Source organism: Flavobacterium erigeronis, from assembly GCF_054075165.1.
The window spans coordinates 418151-438512 of the sequence record NZ_JBSKGP010000001.1 but is presented as its reverse complement, the minus strand read 5'-3'; the positions used below and the strand labels follow the sequence as shown (position 1 = coordinate 438512).

Annotated in this window: 19 protein-coding genes; 7 read left to right on the top strand and 12 right to left on the bottom strand. The window is 33.4% G+C overall.

Features of this window, described 5'->3' with window-relative positions:
- Positions 1 to 78: 78 nt before the first annotated feature.
- The 4 genes from ACWA1F_RS01860 to ACWA1F_RS01845 all read left to right on the top strand — a co-directional run bounded on the left by ACWA1F_RS01860 (position 79) and on the right by ACWA1F_RS01845 (position 3283).
- Positions 79 to 798 (top strand): hypothetical protein, encoded by a 720-nt coding sequence (locus ACWA1F_RS01860; protein WP_456891150.1) that lies wholly within the window; start codon positions 79 to 81, stop codon positions 796 to 798.
- Positions 799 to 974: 176 nt separating this feature from the next.
- Positions 975 to 1964: an aspartate-semialdehyde dehydrogenase gene (locus ACWA1F_RS01855; RefSeq protein WP_306154769.1), complete on the top strand. Its 990-nt coding sequence runs from the start codon at positions 975 to 977 to the stop codon at positions 1962 to 1964.
- Positions 1965 to 2092: 128 nt separating this feature from the next.
- Positions 2093 to 2602, top strand: coding sequence for an SMI1/KNR4 family protein (locus tag ACWA1F_RS01850; RefSeq protein ID WP_456891147.1), 510 nt, complete (start codon positions 2093 to 2095; stop codon positions 2600 to 2602).
- A gap of 189 nt (positions 2603 to 2791) precedes the next feature.
- Entirely contained in the window at positions 2792 to 3283 is a 492-nt protein-coding gene (locus ACWA1F_RS01845) for a DUF6058 family natural product biosynthesis protein (RefSeq protein ID WP_456891145.1), read from the top strand.
- A 42-nt stretch (positions 3284 to 3325) separates the two neighbouring features.
- Here ACWA1F_RS01845 and ACWA1F_RS01840 read toward each other — a convergent pair whose 3' ends face one another.
- The 4 genes from ACWA1F_RS01840 to ACWA1F_RS01825 all read right to left on the bottom strand — a co-directional run bounded on the left by ACWA1F_RS01840 (position 3326) and on the right by ACWA1F_RS01825 (position 5851).
- The gene (locus ACWA1F_RS01840) at positions 3326 to 3643 is read right to left on the bottom strand and encodes a 2Fe-2S iron-sulfur cluster-binding family protein (RefSeq protein WP_091490641.1); all 318 of its coding nucleotides are present in this window, start codon (positions 3641 to 3643) and stop codon (positions 3326 to 3328) included.
- A gap of 59 nt (positions 3644 to 3702) precedes the next feature.
- The gene (locus ACWA1F_RS01835) at positions 3703 to 4185 is read right to left on the bottom strand and encodes a hypothetical protein (protein ID WP_306154776.1); all 483 of its coding nucleotides are present in this window, start codon (positions 4183 to 4185) and stop codon (positions 3703 to 3705) included.
- A gap of 214 nt (positions 4186 to 4399) precedes the next feature.
- Positions 4400 to 4639: a NifU family protein gene (locus tag ACWA1F_RS01830; protein ID WP_306154777.1), complete on the bottom strand. Its 240-nt coding sequence runs from the start codon at positions 4637 to 4639 to the stop codon at positions 4400 to 4402.
- Between the two features lie 81 nt (positions 4640 to 4720).
- A complete protein-coding gene (locus tag ACWA1F_RS01825; RefSeq protein ID WP_125719000.1) occupies positions 4721 to 5851 on the bottom strand; it encodes an Mrp/NBP35 family ATP-binding protein in 1131 nt (376 codons plus the stop codon).
- A gap of 419 nt (positions 5852 to 6270) precedes the next feature.
- Here ACWA1F_RS01825 and ACWA1F_RS01820 point away from each other — a divergent pair, with 419 nt between their 5' ends.
- A complete protein-coding gene (locus ACWA1F_RS01820; protein WP_456891142.1) occupies positions 6271 to 7863 on the top strand; it encodes a L,D-transpeptidase family protein in 1593 nt (530 codons plus the stop codon).
- 64 nt (positions 7864 to 7927) lie between these two features.
- Here the strand turns inward: ACWA1F_RS01820 and ACWA1F_RS01815 are convergent, their stop codons facing one another.
- The 3 genes from ACWA1F_RS01815 to ACWA1F_RS01805 form a co-directional block, all read right to left on the bottom strand.
- Complete coding sequence (locus tag ACWA1F_RS01815) at positions 7928 to 10354, bottom strand: ABC transporter permease (protein WP_456891140.1); 2427 nt, start codon at positions 10352 to 10354, stop codon at positions 7928 to 7930.
- 131 nt (positions 10355 to 10485) lie between these two features.
- Positions 10486 to 11193, bottom strand: a complete 708-nt coding sequence (locus ACWA1F_RS01810) for an ABC transporter ATP-binding protein (protein WP_125719006.1) — start codon at positions 11191 to 11193, stop codon at positions 10486 to 10488.
- Positions 11194 to 11290: 97 nt separating this feature from the next.
- The gene (locus ACWA1F_RS01805) at positions 11291 to 12529 is read right to left on the bottom strand and encodes an efflux RND transporter periplasmic adaptor subunit (protein ID WP_456891137.1); all 1239 of its coding nucleotides are present in this window, start codon (positions 12527 to 12529) and stop codon (positions 11291 to 11293) included.
- A 160-nt stretch (positions 12530 to 12689) separates the two neighbouring features.
- Between ACWA1F_RS01805 and ACWA1F_RS01800 the strand changes: the two genes are divergently transcribed.
- Positions 12690 to 14039 carry a sigma-54-dependent transcriptional regulator gene (locus ACWA1F_RS01800; protein ID WP_456891135.1) on the top strand — a complete coding sequence of 450 codons (1350 nt, stop codon included), beginning with the start codon at positions 12690 to 12692 and terminating at the stop codon, positions 14037 to 14039.
- A 151-nt stretch (positions 14040 to 14190) separates the two neighbouring features.
- Positions 14191 to 15516, top strand: coding sequence for a sensor histidine kinase (locus tag ACWA1F_RS01795; RefSeq protein WP_456891133.1), 1326 nt, complete (start codon positions 14191 to 14193; stop codon positions 15514 to 15516).
- 264 nt (positions 15517 to 15780) lie between these two features.
- On the opposite strand, the gene ACWA1F_RS01790 is transcribed toward ACWA1F_RS01795, so the two are convergent.
- The 5 genes from ACWA1F_RS01790 to ACWA1F_RS01770 all read right to left on the bottom strand — a co-directional run bounded on the left by ACWA1F_RS01790 (position 15781) and on the right by ACWA1F_RS01770 (position 20256).
- Positions 15781 to 16107 (bottom strand): MGMT family protein, encoded by a 327-nt coding sequence (locus tag ACWA1F_RS01790; RefSeq protein WP_286968192.1) that lies wholly within the window; start codon positions 16105 to 16107, stop codon positions 15781 to 15783.
- Between the two features lie 153 nt (positions 16108 to 16260).
- Positions 16261 to 16899 (bottom strand): LysE family transporter, encoded by a 639-nt coding sequence (locus ACWA1F_RS01785; protein WP_456891131.1) that lies wholly within the window; start codon positions 16897 to 16899, stop codon positions 16261 to 16263.
- Positions 16900 to 16940: 41 nt separating this feature from the next.
- Entirely contained in the window at positions 16941 to 17618 is a 678-nt protein-coding gene (trmB, locus tag ACWA1F_RS01780; RefSeq protein ID WP_306154793.1) for a tRNA (guanosine(46)-N7)-methyltransferase TrmB, read from the bottom strand.
- A gap of 503 nt (positions 17619 to 18121) precedes the next feature.
- A complete protein-coding gene (locus ACWA1F_RS01775; RefSeq protein WP_306154795.1) occupies positions 18122 to 19504 on the bottom strand; it encodes an ammonium transporter in 1383 nt (460 codons plus the stop codon).
- A 263-nt stretch (positions 19505 to 19767) separates the two neighbouring features.
- Positions 19768 to 20256, bottom strand: a complete 489-nt coding sequence (locus tag ACWA1F_RS01770; protein WP_456891128.1) for a nuclear transport factor 2 family protein — start codon at positions 20254 to 20256, stop codon at positions 19768 to 19770.
- Positions 20257 to 20362: the final 106 nt, after the last annotated feature.

Below are 20362 nucleotides of genomic sequence, written 5' to 3'. Positions count from 1 at the left end.
AACTTAACCGCCTTCTAAAGAGGCGGTTTTTTTAGATTTGTTTTCAGATTAAAAACTAATCGATTTGCACGAAAAATTATGGGATGTCATGTAGATTTTTATCTTTTAAAAAGAGATGTTTTAACAGCTAAATTTATAGAACTTGAAAAAGAAGAGGATTCATATGTTTTCTTTAAAAATCACTTAGTTGAACAAAACACCATTAATGGGGATACGTATTCTAAAACAGATGCTGATGTTATAATTCAGAAAATAAAAACGGACACATTCTTATTGACTTTTCACGAATTAGATCGTATCAAAAGCTATATTTACGAAGTATCTGTAGGAATGGAGAAAATGGGTTATTATGCCCCAGAAGATCCAAGATTTGTAGATAAGATGAAGGAATTTGGTTTTGAGTTAATGCATAAAATATCACATGGCTGTGCAAGTTTTTTTCTTTTAAGTCTAGGTGATTCTGAATCGGTGGATTATTCAAGTTGGAATTATGATGAAAGAGATAGAATGAATCTTAAAAGAGATGAGTTTATACAAGAGCTGGAGTATATTATACTTTTACATAGTAGAATACAACTCAATGAATGTGATGATTTGAATGAAAAGAAAGAATTAATTCTTACGATTAAAAGTCTTGGAAAAAACGAGTTATTGAAAAATACTGTAGAAAGTCATTTTGAAAGTGCTATGGATAACGAGAGACTTATTAATGAAAGTTCTTCAATATTATTTAATGCTATAGAATTGAGTAAAAATGCAAAAAGTATTGATGATGATATCGTCATTTTTTATTCATAAAGATTAATAGTTTTGGTTTCGGTGACTTTCATTTGAAAAAGTCAATTATTAAAATTTAAAACGAAATGTTTATTTTGTAACAATTTGTTATTTTTTGTGAATCACCTTGTCAAGACTTTTATTATACTTATTTTTGCCATACAAATTAGATTAATTGATTATTTAAAAATATAAAAATGAGAATTGCAGTTGTAGGTGCTACCGGAATGGTTGGCGAAGTAATGCTTAAAGTTTTAGCGGAAAGAAATTTTCCTGTTACAGAATTAATTCCTGTTGCATCAGAAAGATCAGTAGGAAAAGAGATCGAATACAAAGGAACTAAATATAAAGTAGTAGGATTACAAACAGCTGTTGATATGAAAGCAGATATCGCTGTGTTCTCTGCTGGAGGTGATACATCTTTGGAATGGGCTCCAAAATTTGCTGCTGCCGGAACAACTGTAATCGACAACTCTTCTGCATGGAGAATGGATCCGACTAAAAAATTGGTGGTTCCAGAAATCAATGCTGATGTTTTGACTAAAGAAGATAAAATTATCGCAAACCCAAACTGTTCGACTATTCAGATGGTTTTGGCTTTATCTCCATTACATAAAAAATACAACATTAAAAGAATCATTGTTTCTACTTACCAATCTATTACAGGAACTGGTGTAAAAGCGGTTAAACAGTTAGAAAATGAGTACGCAGGAGTTCAAGGAGATATGGCTTACAAATATCCTATCCACAGAAATGCGATTCCTCACTGTGACAGTTTTGAAGAAAACGGGTACACTAAAGAAGAAATGAAATTGGTTCGCGAAACTCAAAAAATCTTAGGTGATAACACTATTAGAGTTACGGCCACTGCAGTTCGTGTGCCAGTTGTAGGCGGACATAGTGAAGCAGTAAACGTTGAGTTTACAAATGATTTTGATGTAAATGAAGTTCGCGAAATCTTACACAACACTGATGGAGTAGTGGTTCAAGATAATTTAGATACCTTTACTTACCCAATGCCATTGTATGCTGAAGGTAAAAATGATGTTTTTGTTGGAAGAATCCGTCGTGACGAAAGCCAGGAAAACACTTTAAACATGTGGATTGTTGCTGATAACTTAAGAAAAGGTGCTGCAACAAACACAATCCAAATCGCTGAATATTTAATTAAAGCAGGTTTGGTATAATTTTAGAGATTAAATAAAATTGTTATAAAGAAAAAACCGTAATCGCAGCAATGTGATTACGGTTTTTTCGTTTCAAAAACTTTTGGCTTGGTTCTTAAATAATTAAATTAGCAGTTAAAACTTATAATATGAATTTTGACAACTATAAGATAATTCCAAATTATAATACGAATAAAACTGACCTATTTACAGCCGACGAAGAAGAAATTCTGGCTTGCGAAAAGACATTTAACGTAGTGTTTGATGAAGATTATAAAGAATACGTTCAACAATATGGAAGCGGTATTCTTGGAGGAACTTATGTGCGAATTTATCTTCCTGAGACGATTGTTTTAACTCTGGAAGAATGGAAAAAGCGTATAACCGAATATTGGTTTTGGGATGAAGGAAAAGAGGTTTTAACGAAAGATCAAGTTTTAAATTCAATCAGAATTGGAGATACTTTTGATGGAGATGAAATTATTCTTTTAAATAATCAATATTATATTTTACCACGATATAGTGAAATGATTTACAACATAGGTAATTCGCTTGAAGAAACTATTTCATGGTTATGTTCAGCAGGAATATTGACCGAAGCATTTTCTGAAAGAGAATTTGAGCCTTTTGATCCATCAGAATTTTTAAAAAGTAATTAAGATGAGAGATGAAAATCTTGCTTATATCGTAGATAATTATCTGGAATTTGAAGAAGTCAAAAGGCTTACAAGATTATCTATGATGAGTTAAATAAGCTTATTGAAGAAAAGTTAATTCCATCACCTTCTTATGTAATTGATTCGGAAATAACGATTAGTTCTCCTTTAAATGATCAGCATACATTAACAATGTCCAGAAGATATTTTGCCAAAAATATTGTAGATCTGATCAAGAAAAATACTGGAGAGAGTTATGAAAAATTAAAGCATGAATTTAAACAGAATTTATTATCTTATTTAAATAATCATGAGAATAAAGCATTTGCTTATGGAAATGTTTTTGATGAAAAAGACCAGATAATTAGTGAAAAGGCTGATAAAGCATTAGAAGAAGAGTGGGATTATTTCTGTAAAGGCGTTTACGGAATCTGCACTTTGAATAATGATGAAAATGCGATTGTAGAAAAAGAAATCGCGATTAAACGAATTCTAGATTTTATAGCCAATAAATCATCTTCGCAGACAAAAGAAGAAGAAAATTATCTGAAAGAATTGAATGATGAACTGAATAAATCGACAAGTTTGTTTGCTCCTTATCAGCGTGAATTGAGCAGTAGAGGAAAATATTTAGATAAATTATTAAGAGAGTTTTCTTTAGACGATCTGATCAAGAAGTATTAAAAACAAAAAAGCGAGAATCATAAATTCTCGCTTTTGTATTTTTTAGTATTCTGGCGCTAATTCTAACTCCAAACCTTCCAAATCTTCAGTAATTGGAATCTGACAACCTAAACGGCTATTAGATTTAACATAAAATGCTTCCGAAAGCATGGCTTCCTCATCGTCACCCATTTCTGGTAATGCAACATCATTTAGAACATAACACTGGCAAGAAGCGCACATGGCCATTCCTCCGCAGGTTCCTTCAACAGGAAGTTCGTATGCTTTGCATAACTCCATTATATTCATTGCCATATCAGTTGGAGCCTGTAATTCGTGTATAACTCCTTCTCGATCTTTAATTTTTATTAATACATCCATTTTTAATTATTGGAATTTTGTGGCAGGATTTTATAACGTGAAAAAATCCTTATTTAAAATTAACTTTTTTCTTTTAAGCTAAAGGCATACTCTTTTCGGTTGCCTTCTTTCTGGCGCATTTTTACACCAATAATATTGCCCCCTTTTTCTAGTATTGTAACCAAAGCTATTACAGAATAATAATCTTTATCAGACTGAAAAATTAGGGTTCCCTCATAATTAGAATTTAAAATTCCCTGTTTGTCGGTTTGAGAACTAATTTTTCTTGGATGAGAAAATTCCGCAGAACTGTAAGTGGCCTTGTTGGAAAATTTTGCTTTTCCTTCGCAAAAATCATATAGAAGATCATAGTTGCCAATTCTAAGACTTCCTTCTTCACTGCTTGCTGTGGTAGAGAAAATAATTTGACCAGCATACTGAAAGTCTGACCATTCTTCAGATTCATTTACCCACGCTTTATCTGCGAAGAGTGTTTGGTTTTGTTGGCCGTAATTTTTTGCGGCAAAAAACAATAATAAAAAAAGAGCGTAATGTTTTTTCATAAGTTTAAGATTGAGGGTTATGTCACAAATTTAAGTTAAAAATGTAACAATTCCTTAATTAAAACTCTTAAAACTTTGAGTTCTTTTTTGATAATGTCGTAAAAACTGCATTTCTTTTAAGACTGTTATTGAATAATTCCTAATCAAAATCCTTTAAGGATTATTATTCTTGTTAATATTCAAACTTACAATCTCTTCGAAAAGAGGCAATTTGTTACATTATATTTACCACAGTTTCAATTTGTGGTGCATATTTTTTTATAGTTGTTTCTACACCTGCTTTTAGCGTCATCTGATTAACACTACAGCTAATGCAAGCCCCTTCCAAACGAACTTTTACATGTTTGTCATCTTCAATAGAGATCAAAGAAATATCTCCACCATCAGATTTTAAGAATGGTCTTATCTCGTCTAAGGCCAATAAAACATTACTTGTTAATTCTTCTGTTGTCATAATTATAATGTGTCAATTGTGAAATGAGCCAATTAGATAATGATTAAAATTTTCTAATTGGCAAATTATCTCATTATCTAATTAGTTTTTCTTTACTGCAGAACAGCCTGCCATTGTTGTAATTTTGATTGCTTCTGTTGCCGGTAAGCTCTCATTTCTGTTCACTGTTTCCTGTACTACATTTCTAGTAATTTCTTCAAAAACTTTTTCTATTGGCGATGCTGTTTGTAAAGCTGCAGGGCGACCGTAATCTCCTGCTTCACGAATAGACTGTACAATTGGAACTTCTCCTAAAAATGGAACATCTAAATCTTCGGCAAGGTTTTTAGCACCTTCTTGTCCAAAGATATAATATTTATTTTCTGGCAATTCTTCTGGTGTAAAATAAGCCATGTTTTCAATAATTCCTAAAACTGGAACATTGATATTGTCTTGCATAAACATTGCCACTCCTTTTTTAGCATCTGCAAGTGCAACTGCTTGTGGTGTACTTACTACAACAGCACCCGTAATTGGAAGCGACTGCATGATAGAAAGGTGGATATCTCCAGTTCCAGGAGGCAAGTCAAGAAGCATGAAATCTAATTCTCCCCAATCTGCGTCAAAAATCATTTGATTTAATGCTTTAGCAGCCATTGGTCCTCTCCAGATTACAGCTTGGCTTGGAGCTGTAAAAAATCCGATTGAAAGCATTTTGATTTCATAGCTTTCAATAGGTTTCATTTTTGATTTTCCGTCAACTGTAATAGAAACAGGTTTTTCGTTCTCAACATCAAACATAATTGGCATAGATGGCCCGTAGATATCAGCATCCAAAACACCAACTTTAAAGCCCATTTTTGCAAGCGTTACAGCCAAGTTTGCCGTTACAGTAGATTTTCCTACTCCTCCTTTACCAGAAGCAACTGCAATAATATTTTTGATTCCAGGAATTGCACGCCCCTTAATTTCAGGTTTCTCTGGAGTTTCTACTTTAATATTAACCTTTACTTTCGCATCAGGAGATATTAAATCATGAATTGTTTTTTTTATATCATCTTCCGCTCTTTTTTTGATATGCATAGCAGGCGTATGCAATACAAGGTCTACAACAGCTTCATCTCCAAATGTAATAACATTGGTTACAGCGCCGCTTTCCACCATATTTTTTCCTTCTCCAGCAATAGTGATTGTCTCTAAAGCTTTTAGAATTTCTTTTCTATCTAGTTTCATTGTAATGGGCTATTTTTTTATTCCAAGAAAACAGTCTTATAAGATTATATTTATTTAAACTGTTTCAGGGTGCAAAGATAACAGATTAAGTTCGGAAATTAAGCGTTTTTGAATTGTAATTATTGATATTGAGATTATTCAAAATTATGCGGCATTAAATTTTGATGAAAATAAGAATTAAGAACGATCGGACTTTTGGATTGCGAGAGAAAAGTTTTTCCGATTCAAACAAATGTTTTTTATGTAAGTTTTCTTTTAATTAAATAAAAATTCTCACAAAACTTCGTTATATTTGATAGCCCAAATCGATGATTCTCAAGACATGAAAAAAATATGTGAAAACTAGGTTTTTTTAAAGTATTTATTGGGTTTTCGGTATTTTTTTTTAAAGTTATTTCTTCAATTTAAACTTTAAAAATATGCGAAATTTTACTTTTTCATTGATTATTGCCGCAGTCAGTTTTTTTGCTTTTTCATTTAATTCTACTACCAAAAACAGAGCTGATTTTACAAATCGGAAAGCGGTTTCAATTATTACTATTGATGCTGCTTCGATTAATGCATTCTTTAAAAAATATCCCAAACTTAAAAAGTATCAGAAAGATGTTGAGGATATCTACAAAGCCAAACAATACAAATCTATTTGGTATGATGATAAAAGCATAACCGAATTTGGAGCGCTTTTATATCAAAAAGTAAATGTGCTCAAAGATCAGGGAATCGAGGCTACAATGCCTTATAAGGATGTAATTGACCAAGCTTTTAACGAAAGCGATAATATCGAGCCTCCGCAAATTGATACAGAATTATTGCTTACAAACATGTATGTGTTTTATGCTAGCAACGTTTACTCTGGAGTAGATCCTGCAACGTTAAAAAAAATAGGCTGGTTTCTTCCAGCGAAAAATATTTCTTATGCTCGAATTTTAGACTCTCTTATTGTTGATTCTGATCGATTAAATGAAGATGATTATTTGCTATTCTCGCAATATTATAAACTTCAGGATGCTTTAAAGAAATACAGAAAGATAGAAAAAGATGGTCTTTGGCAGAAAATCACGATTGATAGCGCTACATACAAAGATATGCGACCAGATACTACTGCACCAGCGATAAAACAAATAAGACAAAGGCTCTATGTGCTTGGCGATCTCAAGCAAGATTCTAAAAGTGATTTTTATGATAGAGAGTTGATGGATGGTGTTATGAATTACAAAAAAAGACACGGTTTGACGCTCAATTATATTATTAATAGAGATCATATTAAGCAGTTTAATGAACCGATTAGTAAAAGAATTAAAACCATTATGCTAAATATGGAACGATGCAGATGGATTCCGACCAAATTGGCACGCGCAGAAGAATATGTAATGGTTAATATTCCGTCTTTCAGAATGTTCTATGTTAAAGACGGCAAGTATGATTTGGTGTCGGATATTTTTGTTGGCAATAGGCTTAGCGAAACTGTCATATTCAGCGGTAATATGGACCGTATTGTTTTTAGCCCTTATTGGTATGTTCCGAACAGTATTATTCAGAACGAGCTCAAACTCCAAATTGCCAGTAATAAAAATTATCTTGCCGAACATAATATGGAATGGAATGGAGGGAAAGTAAGACAAAAACCAGGACCTAAAAATTCGCTAGGATTAGTGAAATTTATGTTTCCAAATCCAAATGACATTTACATGCATGACACACCTGCCAAAAGTTTGTTCCAGTTTGAAAATCGTACATTTAGTCATGGCTGTATCAATGTAAAAGAAGCGAAACAATTGGCATTGCATATTTTAAAAGATGATCCAGATTGGCCAGTTGATAAAATTGAAAAAGCCATGAGTGGCGAAAAAGAAACTACTTGCATGCTTAAACGTAAAATTCCAGTTTATATAGGATATTTTACGGCTTGGGTTCAGGACAATGGCGAGATAAATTTCTTTCCAGATGTGTATAGCCGCGATGAGAGTTTAGATAAATTGCTTTATTCGGATGCTGTAACGATGAAAGATTAAAACAAAAGCCCGACGGATTTTACTGAAATCTGTCGGGCTTCTTTAAAAAAAATGGTCTACAAGCTTATTCGTATTTTAGATATTTTAATACATCTATTTTGGTAACCTGAAACGCTTTTGTCAAAACAATAATTAAAGTTAAAATCAAAAGAGAAATCAGGGCAATTACAAAAGGAACGGATGATATTCCGATTCTAAAAGCAAAATCTTCGAGCCATTTCTGTAATAATATATAAGCAGGAACAATTCCGATTCCAAATCCTATTAAACAGAAAACAATATACTGTTTCGATAATTCTTTTAAGAGTATATCTGTTTCAGCTCCTAAAGTTTTTCGAATGGCGATTTCTTTCAATCTTCTCTCCATCGAAAATGATGCCAAAGCAAACAATCCAAATACAGCAATTACAATTACGACTAGATTTAAGATAAAAAACAGGTTTTTTTGCTTTACTTGCTCTTCATAAGTTCGCGCAAATCCTTTGTTAACAAATTCGTAGTCAAAAGGATAGTCAGGGTTTACATTTTTCTCCCAGTATAATTTCAATTTTTCTAACGTTTCTGTTAAATTATTTGGAGACACTTTTACAAGGACAGTTCCAAAGTTATTCCACTTTAAAGTTTTAAGATTTATAAAAACCATTGGAGGTACTTTATTTTGTAATCCGGTTAGATTAAAATCTTTTACAACCCCGACAATTTTAAATTTTAAATTATCTCCTCCGTTGCTCCATCCAGAAGTTATAATCGTATTAATCGGGTTTTTTAGATTTAATTCTTTAACCAGCGTCTCATTCATTAACATACTGCTAATAGTATCTGATGCAAATTCAGGAGATAAATCGCGTCCTTGAGCCATTTTTATGTTCATCATGTCTAAGAAACCAAAATCCATTTCAATGTTTTTTGGCTGTACAAAAATCCCATTATGTTTAAATCCTGAACTAGAACCGCTAGTGGTTCCAAACGCACCCGCAAAAACAGTAACATCAACGACACCAGGAATCTTTTTCATTTCTTGTTTTTGTACCAGATATTGATCTGTTCTTCTAATTCTGTCTGGAGTATTATAACGAATCGAAAGAACCTGATCTCCGCTAAAGCCCAGATCTTTATTCATCATATAATCGACCTGCGAGTTCACAATTAAGGCGCCGATGATAAAAAATGCAGCAATTCCGAATTGAAAAATAAGCATCGAATTTCGAATCCAGATTCCGCTTTTGCTTCTCGAAAAATTACCTTTTAATACTTTTAAAGTCTCAAAGTTCGAAATATAAATGGCCGGGAATATACCTGCAAGAACAATTACTAATCCAAAAATGAAAATGAGCTGCAGGTAAAATTCGCTACCATTCATGGTTAAAGTCTTTCTTAAAAAAGAATTATAATAAGGCAATGAAAGTTCTACAATTGCTAATGCGAATAAAATAGCCAGCGTTACAATTATAGCAGTTTCAAAAATAAACTGAGTAATAATCTGTTTTTTTGAAGCGCCTACAATTTTACGTACTCCAACTTCTTTTGCACGCTTTATTGAAGATGCTGTTGCCAGATTGATATAGTTAACCAGCGATAAAACCAGAATCAAAATGGATAAACCAGCCATGATGTAAAGCAGTTTTAAATTACCAACACCTTCTGGGTAATTTTGTCCTGCAGAACTTTTGGTTCCATGAAGTCGAGACGTTTTTAATTGATCTAATATTACTTTTATTTCTCCATTTTCTTTTACATATTGAGCCACAGTCATTCCACTTTCTTTGGCATCTTTTACAGTTCTGTTTACAAAATAGACATTTTGCATTTTCTTTAAAACAGCATTAATATTGGCGTCTTTTTTAGTTCTGATCAATAAGCCGTAATTAAAATTTCCCCAGCTGTTTTCGTCGCCGTCTCTCTTTACTCCGTTAAAAACAAAAGAAGGCTGAATAGAGGAAGGTTTGATAATTCTATAAACCGATTTTATAGTATAATTTTTTCCTCCAAAAACAATAGATTTTCCAATTGGGTCTTCATTTTTAAAAAAATATTGAGCCTGTTCTTCAGAAATAGCGACACTATTTTTTTCTTTAAGAATATTTGTTTTTGCACCTTTTATGATATCAAAAGGAAAGAAATCAAAGAAGTTTTCATCGCTAGTTGTGATGTTTTTTACAATTACTTTTTGACCCTGATATTTGATAAGATCCTCGTCGTACCAAGTATTAAAGAAGCATATTTTTTCGATCTCTGGAATTGTAGCTTTACAAGTTTCACCAAATGGTATCGAATTAGACCCCCAAGTGTCTCCATTGCTAAGCCTGTTCAAAACCATGTAAGTATTCTCTTTTCCAGGATTCCATTGATCGTAAGAGTGCTCGTTGTTCCAGTACAGAATGGCAAAAATAACCGCAGCAATTCCGATGCTTAATCCTAGAACATTTAAAAGCGAAAACAATTTGCTTTGCTTTAAATGATATATAAATATTTTAAACCAGTTAAAAATCATTTTGATGTATATTTTTTATAGTTGATATGGTTGTTTTGAAATGCTTTTGGTTTTAAAGCATAGTAAATATTCTGCAGACAAATTCTACCAGAACTACGAATGCTGTGACAATAATTTTAATCATCAGTTTGTTATTTAGCGTCCATAAAAACATCAACATTTCGTTGATTTAATTTCTCAGAAAATATAACTCCATCTTTCATGTGAATGGTTCTTTGCGAAAAAGAAGCATCATAATCAGAGTGGGTAACCATCAAAATAGTAGCGCCTTTAGCATGTAAATCGGTTAAAAGTTCCATTACTTCATTACCGTTTTTACTATCTAAGTTTCCTGTTGGCTCATCGGCCAAAATAATCTTCGGATCATTTACCAAAGCTCTTGCAACGGCAACTCTCTGCTGTTGTCCTCCAGAAAGCTGTTGCGGAAAATGTCTCAATCGATGCGAAATATTTAGTTTTTCTGCAATGGCTTCAATCTTTTGCTTTCTTTCAGAAGCTTTTACATTGTTGTAAAGCAAAGGCAATTCGATATTATCATAAACAGAAAGCTCATCGATTAGATTGAAATTCTGAAAAATGAAACCAATATTTTCTTTTCTAACTTTCGCTCTTCCTTTTTCTTTCAAACCAATCATTTCCTGATCTAGTAATTTGTAGCTTCCGCCATCTGCACTGTCCAAAAGACCGATAATATTCAGTAAAGTCGATTTTCCGCAGCCTGAAGGCCCCATAATAGTTAAAAAATCTCCTTTTTTTATTTCTAAATTGATTCCGCTCAAAGCAGCAGTTTCTATTTCTTCTGTTCTAAAAACTTTGGTTAAATTCTGAATTGTGATCATAATTTTTTAAGGTTTTGAAATGTTATTAAATACGTTTTTTGATTGATGATTGAAATGATGATTGTTGTTTATTGTTTTTGGTTTATTGTTTTGATATTTATTCGAACGAAAGCTCTTCGATGTCTTTATAATCGGTATAAGAAGAAGTAACTACAGATTCGCCTTCTTTTAAGCCTTCTAAAACTTCATAATAAGAAGGATTTTCTCGTCCTAATTTGATATTTCTTCTTACGGCTTTGTTTCCATTCACTACAAAAATCCATTTTCCTGCAGCTTCTTGGTTAAAAGCGCCTCTCGGAATTACCAGTGTTTTGTTCTTTTCAGATAAAATCAATTTTACGCCAAAGCTGAGTCCGTCCTGAAGAACAATATTTTCCTTAGATGAAAAAGCCAATTCTACAGTAAAACGTCCGCCTTTAACTTCAGGAATTACTTTAGTTACCATAACTTCAAGAGTTGCACCTTTAAATTCTACTTGACCTTTTAAGCCTTCTCTAATTTTTTCCAGATAAAACTCATCAACTTCCGCTGCCAGTTTGTAACCTTTCTTAGAGTCAATTTTTCCAATGCTGTGACCTGCCTGAAAAGTTTGTCCCAAAACCGCTTCAAAAGAAGTTAATCGTCCTGTTTCTGGCGCTGTAATTAAAAAGTTCTTTTTATTATTTCTAAGGATATCCAAACTCTTTTCCATCGTCTGAATCGAACGGTTTATTTGCGAAATCTGAACCTGATTGCTTTGTTTTTCTTTTTGAATGCTCTGCTGAATCGTTTTTTTACGTTCTTCCTGAAAGCGAAGACTTTCCTTAAAGGTATTCCAGTCGTTTTTAGAAATGACATCTTTTTCGTAAAGCTTCGCATTCATGTCGTACAGCCTTTTGGCGTCGTTATAATCGTGTTCAATCAGAACTAGATCTTTGTTTAAGTTCAATTCTTGATTTCTGATGTTTAATTTCCCTGTGTTTAAATTGTTGATTTGCTCGATAATAGCCGTTTCCTGAGTCAGATAATTCAGTTCTGTATTCGGATTGTACAAACGTGCCAGCGACTGTCCTTTGGTAACCATAGCACCGTTTTCTACAAAAATCTCTTTTACAGAACCGCCTTCAGTTACATTTACCAGCATCATATTCAAAGGTTCTACTTTTGCCTGAAAAACGACAAAATCTTCGAAAAACGCTTTTTCTGCTTTTTGAATTACCAATTCGTCTGTTTTTACGTTTAAGGTTCTTTTGGTGTTAAAAGCAAAAATCGTGATGGTAAGCAAAACTAAAAAAACAGCAATTGCTATTGCGAGATATCTAAATTTTTTATTTTTACGAGGAATTATCGTGTCCATTTTTTTAATTATTTTACTGATAGTCAATAGGTAAATACTGTGCCATAAAATTTATTATTTGTAAGGCATTGATTTTAAAGAGACTTTAAAAACCGCCTCAGAAAAGCAGTGTCCGATAATGAACAGTTGACCGTTCGGAAGCGGACAGAAAAAACACCACATGAGAAAAAAACTAGCCCAAATATTAGTTGTTGACGATCAGGAAGAAATTCTTTTTTCTGCAAAAATGATTCTCAAGAAACATTTTGAAACGATTTTTACCACTAATAGTCCAAAAAAAATCATTTCAATCTTAAGCGAAAATGACATCAACGTAGTTTTGCTGGATATGAATTACCGAATTGGTTTTGAAGATGGGCGAGAAGGAATTCATTGGCTAAAAGAAATCAAAACGCTTTCGCCAAACACAATTGTAATTTTAATGACGGCTTTTGGTAAAATCGAAACTGCTGTAGAAGGCATTAAAATAGGTGCTTTTGATTATGTTTTAAAACCTTGGAATAACGAAAAACTGCTTGAAATCATTGATAAAGCCGTTACCGAAAGCAGAAAAAACAGTAAAAAAACCGTTGATAAATTAGAAAAAACAGAAAAGAAATATTTCGTCGGAACTTCAGCCAAAATAAAACAAGCTTATGCGATCTCCGAAAAAGTAGCGCGTACAGATGCCAACGTTTTGATTTTGGGCGAAAACGGAACTGGAAAATATGTCTTTGCTGAGTATATTCATCAGCATTCTGAAAGAAAAAATCAGCCTTTTGTACATGTAGATTTAGGTTCGTTGAGCGATAATTTGTTCGAAAGTGAGCTTTTCGGTTATGCTAAAGGCGCTTTTACAGATGCCAAAATTGATACTGCCGGAAGATTTGAAACAGCACAAAACGGCACTATTTTCTTAGACGAAATAGGGAATATTCCGCTTCATCTTCAAGCCAAATTACTTCATGTCTTGCAGACTAAAACCGTAACGCGTTTGGGAGAGAGTAAACCAAGACCGCTGAATGTTCGCGTTGTTGCGGCAACAAACAGCGATATTAAAACAGAAGTAAAAAATAAAACGTTTCGTGAAGATTTACTTTACAGAATCAATACAATGGAAATCAATCTTCCGTCTTTGCGCGAAAGAAAAGACGATATTGTACCGATGGCGAACTTTATCTTAGAACAGATTGCCGAAAAGTACAATCAGCAAGATTTAAAATTTGAATATAATGCGGCTTCTTATTTAGAAAAATATCCGTGGAAAGGAAATGTCCGCGAAATGGAAAACAAAATCGAACGCGCTCTGATTCTCGCCGAAAACAATACAATCTCTGTAATGGATCTCGATATTTTGGATTTTGAAGAAATTCAGGAAAATGATGAAAATCCGTTGTCTGAAATGGAAAAAGGTGCGATCGAAAAAGCATTATTCAAACATAACGGAAATATCAGTAAAACTGCTGAAGAATTAGGTTTGTCGCGTGCAGCATTATATCGAAGAATTGAAAAATACGATTTGAAGAATTAAATACTATGAATAGCATCCAGCTTTAGCTGGATGTAAATAATAAGGAAAGAATTTGAGGCTTTAGCCAAAATGTGTATGTTTGGCTAAAGCCCTATTTCTATCAATAATTTTATCTCTCCAGCTAAAGCTGGAGGCAATTCAAATAAAATAAATGAAGAATTGGAAATTTTATAATGCATTGTTTATAAGAGTTGTGTTTGTAATGGCACTATTTCTCTGCAGTGCTTTGTTGTTTTATAAAGGGTTTCAATTCAACGGGATTCTAGTCGGCGCTTTTGTTTTGATATTTCTGTTCGAAATGTATTTTTTTGTCAAAAATCAATTGATGTTTTATGATAAAACAATTAATTCCATTTTGCACGACGACTTTTCTGCCCATTTTCCAGAAGAGCATAAAAAAGACAATTTTAATAGTTTATATCTTTTATACGATACTTTAAAGGTTCAGAAACAAGAGCAGATTTCCAAAGAATTAATCTATCGTTCGATTTTGAACAGTATCGATACTGCCGCTCTCATTTTAGAAAAAGAAGAAGACAGCTGGTCGATTTTCATTATGAACGATTGTTTTTCGAGTTTGTTTAAAGTACCGAAAGTAAGTCATTGGAAATACCTTAAAAATTATCTTCCAAGTCTTTGTGCTGAAATCGAAAACGTAGATTTTAGCGAACTTAAAACGGCAATTTCGATTAAAATAGAAGATCAGGATTTGCAGACTTTTATGTTACAGACTTCTCGCACGCAAACCTATAACAAAGAATATTTTATTATTTTATTGGATAGTATTCAGCGTGTTATTGAGAAAAAAGAAAAAGAAGCTTGGATTAATTTAATGAAAATTATTTCGCATGAATTAATGAATTCTTTAACGCCAATTCGGGCGCTTTCGCAGAATTTACTTCATATTGTAGATCAGGAAGAATTGGAAGAAGATGATTTTGAAGACATTAAAAGCAGTATTTCGACGATCATAAACAGAAGTGATCATTTGCAGTTTTTTGTCGAAAATTACCGCAAATTGGCCATGCTTCCGACTCCCAACAAGCAAATGACACCGATAAATGCTTTGTTTGAAGATTGCTTGCGCATAATGAGTCCGATTTTGAAAGAAGAAGGAATAGAATTAATCAATGAAATTCATAGTTCACGCTCTATTCTGATTGATAAAAATCAGATGGAACAAGTAATTATCAATTTGATTACCAATAGTATTCATGCTTTAAAAGAAAAAGAAGAAAAGAAACTGATTATTTCCAGCTATACCGAAAACAACCGCTTTTTTATCGTGATTTCTGACAACGGAAAAGGAGTAGATGCTGAGATTAGAGATAAAGTTTTCTTGCCATTTTTCACCACAAGAAAAGACGGCGCCGGAATCGGGTTAACGCTTTCTAAAAATATCATTGAAGCGCACGGCGGTTATTTAAGCTATCAAACCGATGAAGATCAAACAAGTTTTGTGATATGCTTGATTTAATTTTTTTAAACCATATAAGCGATTTAAGTTCATTTAAAAAGTAAATCATTAATTTTTGTCGAATCTCTCGCAAAGTCGCGAAGTCGCAAAAAAATGTTTCACGCTGATTTAAAAAGATTTAAGCAGATCGCGCAGATTGTATTATAAAAAATCAAATTAAATCTGCTCTAATCTGCAGAATCTGCGTGAAACAAAAAAGCTTTGTACCTCTGCGACTTTGCGAGATTAAAAAAAACTTACATGACTTATATGGTTCAAAAAAAATCACCCCTGAATTTCAGGTTTCCAAAAATGTTTTTCAAAATCGACAATCTGATTGTTGACAACTTTAATGCCTTCATTTTCTAAAAGCTGCTGCATTAAATTCGTTCCGTCAAAATGGTGTTTTCCAGTCAAAAGTCCTTTTTGGTTGACTACTCGGTGTGCAGGAACATCATCCATATTATGACAGGCGTTCATTGCCCAGCCGACCATTCGTGCAGAACGAGCTGTGCCTAAAGCTTTTGCGATAGCGCCATAAGAAGTTACTTTTCCAAACGGAATTTGTCTGGCGATTACATAAACTCTTTCGAAAAAATTCTCTTCAGCCATAATTATTTTGCTACTCCCGATAGCTATCGGGATAAAAGGATTAAAAGGATTCTAAAATTACTATTTATCTGCTAAATCTGGGAAATCTGCGTAAAAATTTAATCACAAAAAAAGAAAGAATCATTTTTAATCCTTTAATCTGTGGCATAAATTTTATCCGAAGTAATAATTCAAGATATTAAAAAGTGTCGCAAGGGCAACTAATCCAGTAATGGTTCCGATTATAGCATTCATGTTACGCATAAAGTAATCGGTTTTCTTTTCTATTCTTCCAAAGAAAGCGATATAGCTGTATAAAATGATAAAAGCTCCAAGAACAGAACCAGAAACAAAAGTCAAAATAATCGCGTTTTCGAATACAAAAAGATGATACGAGGCCAACGTCACGCTGACAACAACATAGTACGGAATAGGAAAGAAATTCAGTCCAGAAAGCAGCATTCCTAGAAAGAAACGACTTTTTTTACTGCTCTTTTTGATCTTTGTTTTTTTCTTGGCTATTGGTTCTTTTGCAAAAAAGAAAAAGTAAATAGTTAAGATTGCAAAAATGACAAAACCAGCTTCGCGCAAAAGTATGACAACGTCTGGGCGATTATCTATAACGCGTGCAAACAATACTGCCACATACGCCTGAAAAAAAAGAACTAAAACAGCACCGATTACAAACCAAATAGCATTCTTTTTCCCTTCTTTCATTTTTATTTTGGCAGCTGTCATATTGAGCAATCCTGGCGGAATTGTCCCAATAGCGGCAGCAATAAAACCTGAAAGTAATGGAGTAAGGTAGGTCATTTAGTAATTAAATCGGTTAGATAAAGGTTTCAAAATTAAAGCTAGTCTTTAATTTTGAAACGAATATACGTAATTGCCTTGTTAATTTCTAAATATTGTTTTTCATAAAAAGTTTGGATCGAAGTTACCACTTCTGGGCTTCCCTCGTTTTTGTAAACATTATGATTGGCATAAAGAACCTCGTGGCCTTCTCCGTGAAGTAATCCAAGCGTGTAACCGTGCATGAATTCACTATCGGTTTTAAGATTTACGACACCGTCTTTTTTCAGGATTTTTTTGTACAATTGCAGGAACTCAGAATTGGTCATTCTGTGTTTTGTTCTCTTGTATTTGATTTGCGGATCTGGGAAAGTAATCCAGATTTCGTCCACTTCGCCTTCAGCAAAAATATGATTGATCAATTCGATTTGTGTACGAACGAATGCCACATTGTGAAGACCATTTTCTACAGCAGTTTTGGCACCTCTCCAGAAACGTGCTCCTTTAATATCGATTCCGATAAAATTTTTGTCGGGGTATTTCTCTGCTAATCCAACAGAATATTCTCCCTTTCCGCATCCTAATTCTAAAACTAATGGATTATCATTTTTAAAGAAATCAGAATTCCATTTTCCTCTTAAAGGCATTAAATTGCCTACAACTTCTTCTCTGGTTGGCTGAAAAACGTTTTCAAATGTTTCGTTTTCTCTGAATCTTTTTAGTTTATTTTTACTTCCCACTTTTACAAAAATTTTCCGCAAAATTAAGGAATATAAACGAATGAAAATAGCGGAATTAGGTTTAAAAGTTCTTTCGCCATGAATTCACGAATTATTCTTGATTTTTCTTTTGCCACAGATTTCACAGATTAAAATGGATTTTTAACTGGGCGTAAATTTTTTCGCCACGAATTCACGAATTACTCTGATTTCTTTTTCGCCACAGATTACACAGATTACACGGATTTTTAACTGTGCGTATATTTTTTCGCCACGAATTCCCGAATTATTCTTAGTTTATTTTTTTGCCACAGATTGCACAGATTAAACGGATTTTAACTGTGTGTAGATTTTTTTCGCCACGGATTCACGAATTATTCTTGATATTTTTTTGCTACAGATTATATGGATTTTATTTTTTAATCTGTGAGAATCTGTGCAATCTGTGGCTTAAAAGTTTTCCGCCACGAATTCACGAATTGTTTTTAAAAATAAAATTCGTGAATTCGTGGCGAAAAAAAAAATTAACCGTAATGTGGTTCTGTTATTGGCTGTGCTTTCGGATCAAGAGATTCATCGTGTTGCGATAAATCCAATCCGATGTGTTCTGATTCTTCTGAAACTCTTAGTGGAATAATAAAATTGGTTACTTTAAACAAGAAATAAGCTCCGAAGAAAGTAAAGATCGAAACCAAAACCAATGCCATCATGTGGTGTCCGAAAACATTCCAACCGCCGTGAAGTAAACTTGCATTTTCGCCGTGAGCAAAAACGGCTGTTAAGATCATTCCCATAATTCCACCAACACCGTGGCAAGCAAAAACGTCAAGCGTATCGTCGAATCTTTTAGAATATTTGCAGTTTACAGCCGTATTAGAAACCAAAGCTGTGATGAATCCGAAGAACATACTTTCTGGAACCGAAACAAATCCTGCGGCAGGTGTAATGGCCACTAAACCAACAACCGCCCCGATACAAGCCCCAAGAGCCGAAACTTTTCTTCCGTTCATTCGGTCAAAGAAAATCCAAGTTAGCATCGCTGCAGCAGATGAAGTGGTAGTTGTAGCAAAAGCCATAGCGGCAGTTCCGTTGGCAGCAAGAGCAGATCCAGCATTAAATCCAAACCATCCAAACCAAAGCATTCCAGTTCCTAATAATACAAACGGAATATTGGTTGGAATATGCTGGCTGTTTTTTCTTTTTCCTAAAACAATAACTCCGGCCAAAGCTGCAAAACCAGAACTCATGTGCACCACAGTTCCTCCTGCAAAATCTTTAACTCCAAAATAGCTTCCTAAAACACCCGTCGGATACCAAACGGCGTGACATAAAGGAGCATAAATAAATATGGTAAATAAACTGATGAATACTAAATAAGAAATAAAACGAACGCGTTCTGCAAACGAACCTGTAATGATCGCAGGGCAGATAATGGCAAATTTCATTTGAAACAAAGCAAAAAGCATAAACGGAATCGTATTTGCCAATTGCTTATGAGGCAGAACGCCCACATAATCCATAAAAGCAAAAGTGGTCGGGTTTCCGAAAAAGCTGTAAAAATGATCTCCAGAACCAAATCCGACTGGTTCTCCAAAGGCTAAGCTAAATGCCACCACAACCCATAAAAGCGTTACAACACCCAAACAGATAAAACTTTGAAGCATGGTCGAAATGACATTTTTCTTTCCTACCATTCCGCCGTAAAAGAAAGACAATCCTGGTGTCATGATCAAAACCAGACAGCTTGAAGTAAGCATCCAGGCAACATCGGCAGGAACGATATGATCTAAAGTTCCAAATTCTGATAAAACATAATTATTTTCTGTAACTGTCGGCCAAAATGCACCTATCGTACATACGACGCTTATCATAATAAAGGAAATAATCCAGCGTTTTTCTATTTTCATTTTTAAAATACTTTGTTTAACCCTATTTTTTTTGGGGTCAAAGTTAGAAAAAAATAAATATTCTCGTTTTAAAGGCTGTTAAAATAGAGGTTAGGCTTTTATTTTGATCGATTTTGTAAAATACAGCTTCTTTTTTTGACAGTATCTTATTCTAAAGTTACAAAAAAGCATTGTTTTTGACGAATTAATTAAAATTAGTCTATCAACAATGCTTTTAAAGTGCTCAAAAAGTTATGTTTATAATAAGAAAAGTCGAAAATGTTTTATTTTTTCTGAAGTTTTGCAATCAAAGCATCTTCAATTGGCGCTTTTATCTTGGTTACAGCGTCAACTTCGTCATTCGGAACTGTCATTGATAAAACATAATGCTGAATTTTCCATTCGTTACCCACTTTAACCAAAACTCCAGAACCACGGCAGATTTTCATTTGCGTGTCTAGCAATTCGTCAAACCAAGCAATTTTTCCGCTTTTGTCAAAAAAGATATGGCGTTCTAAGGCTTTAAAATTCCATGTCGTTCCTTTATCAAAAAAAGGTTTTGCCCAAACAGCGAATTCTTTTTTGGTCCAATTTTCGGTAGCATCTGTGCCAATATAAATCGCATCTGAATTTAATACACTAAAATAAGCGTCAAATTTAACCTCAGCTGCAGCTTTATGCCAAGCGTCTAAGGTCTGATTGATTTTGTTTTTGTCGGTTTGTGCATTCGCGAAAGCGGTAATAAATAGAAGAAGTAAAGCAATTTTTTTCATGAGATATAAATTTAAAGTTTAAAGATATTATTTTTTTTAAACCATATAAGTAATGTAAGTCAATTAAAGGATTGGTTATTGCCACGAAGTCGCCAAGACGCTAATT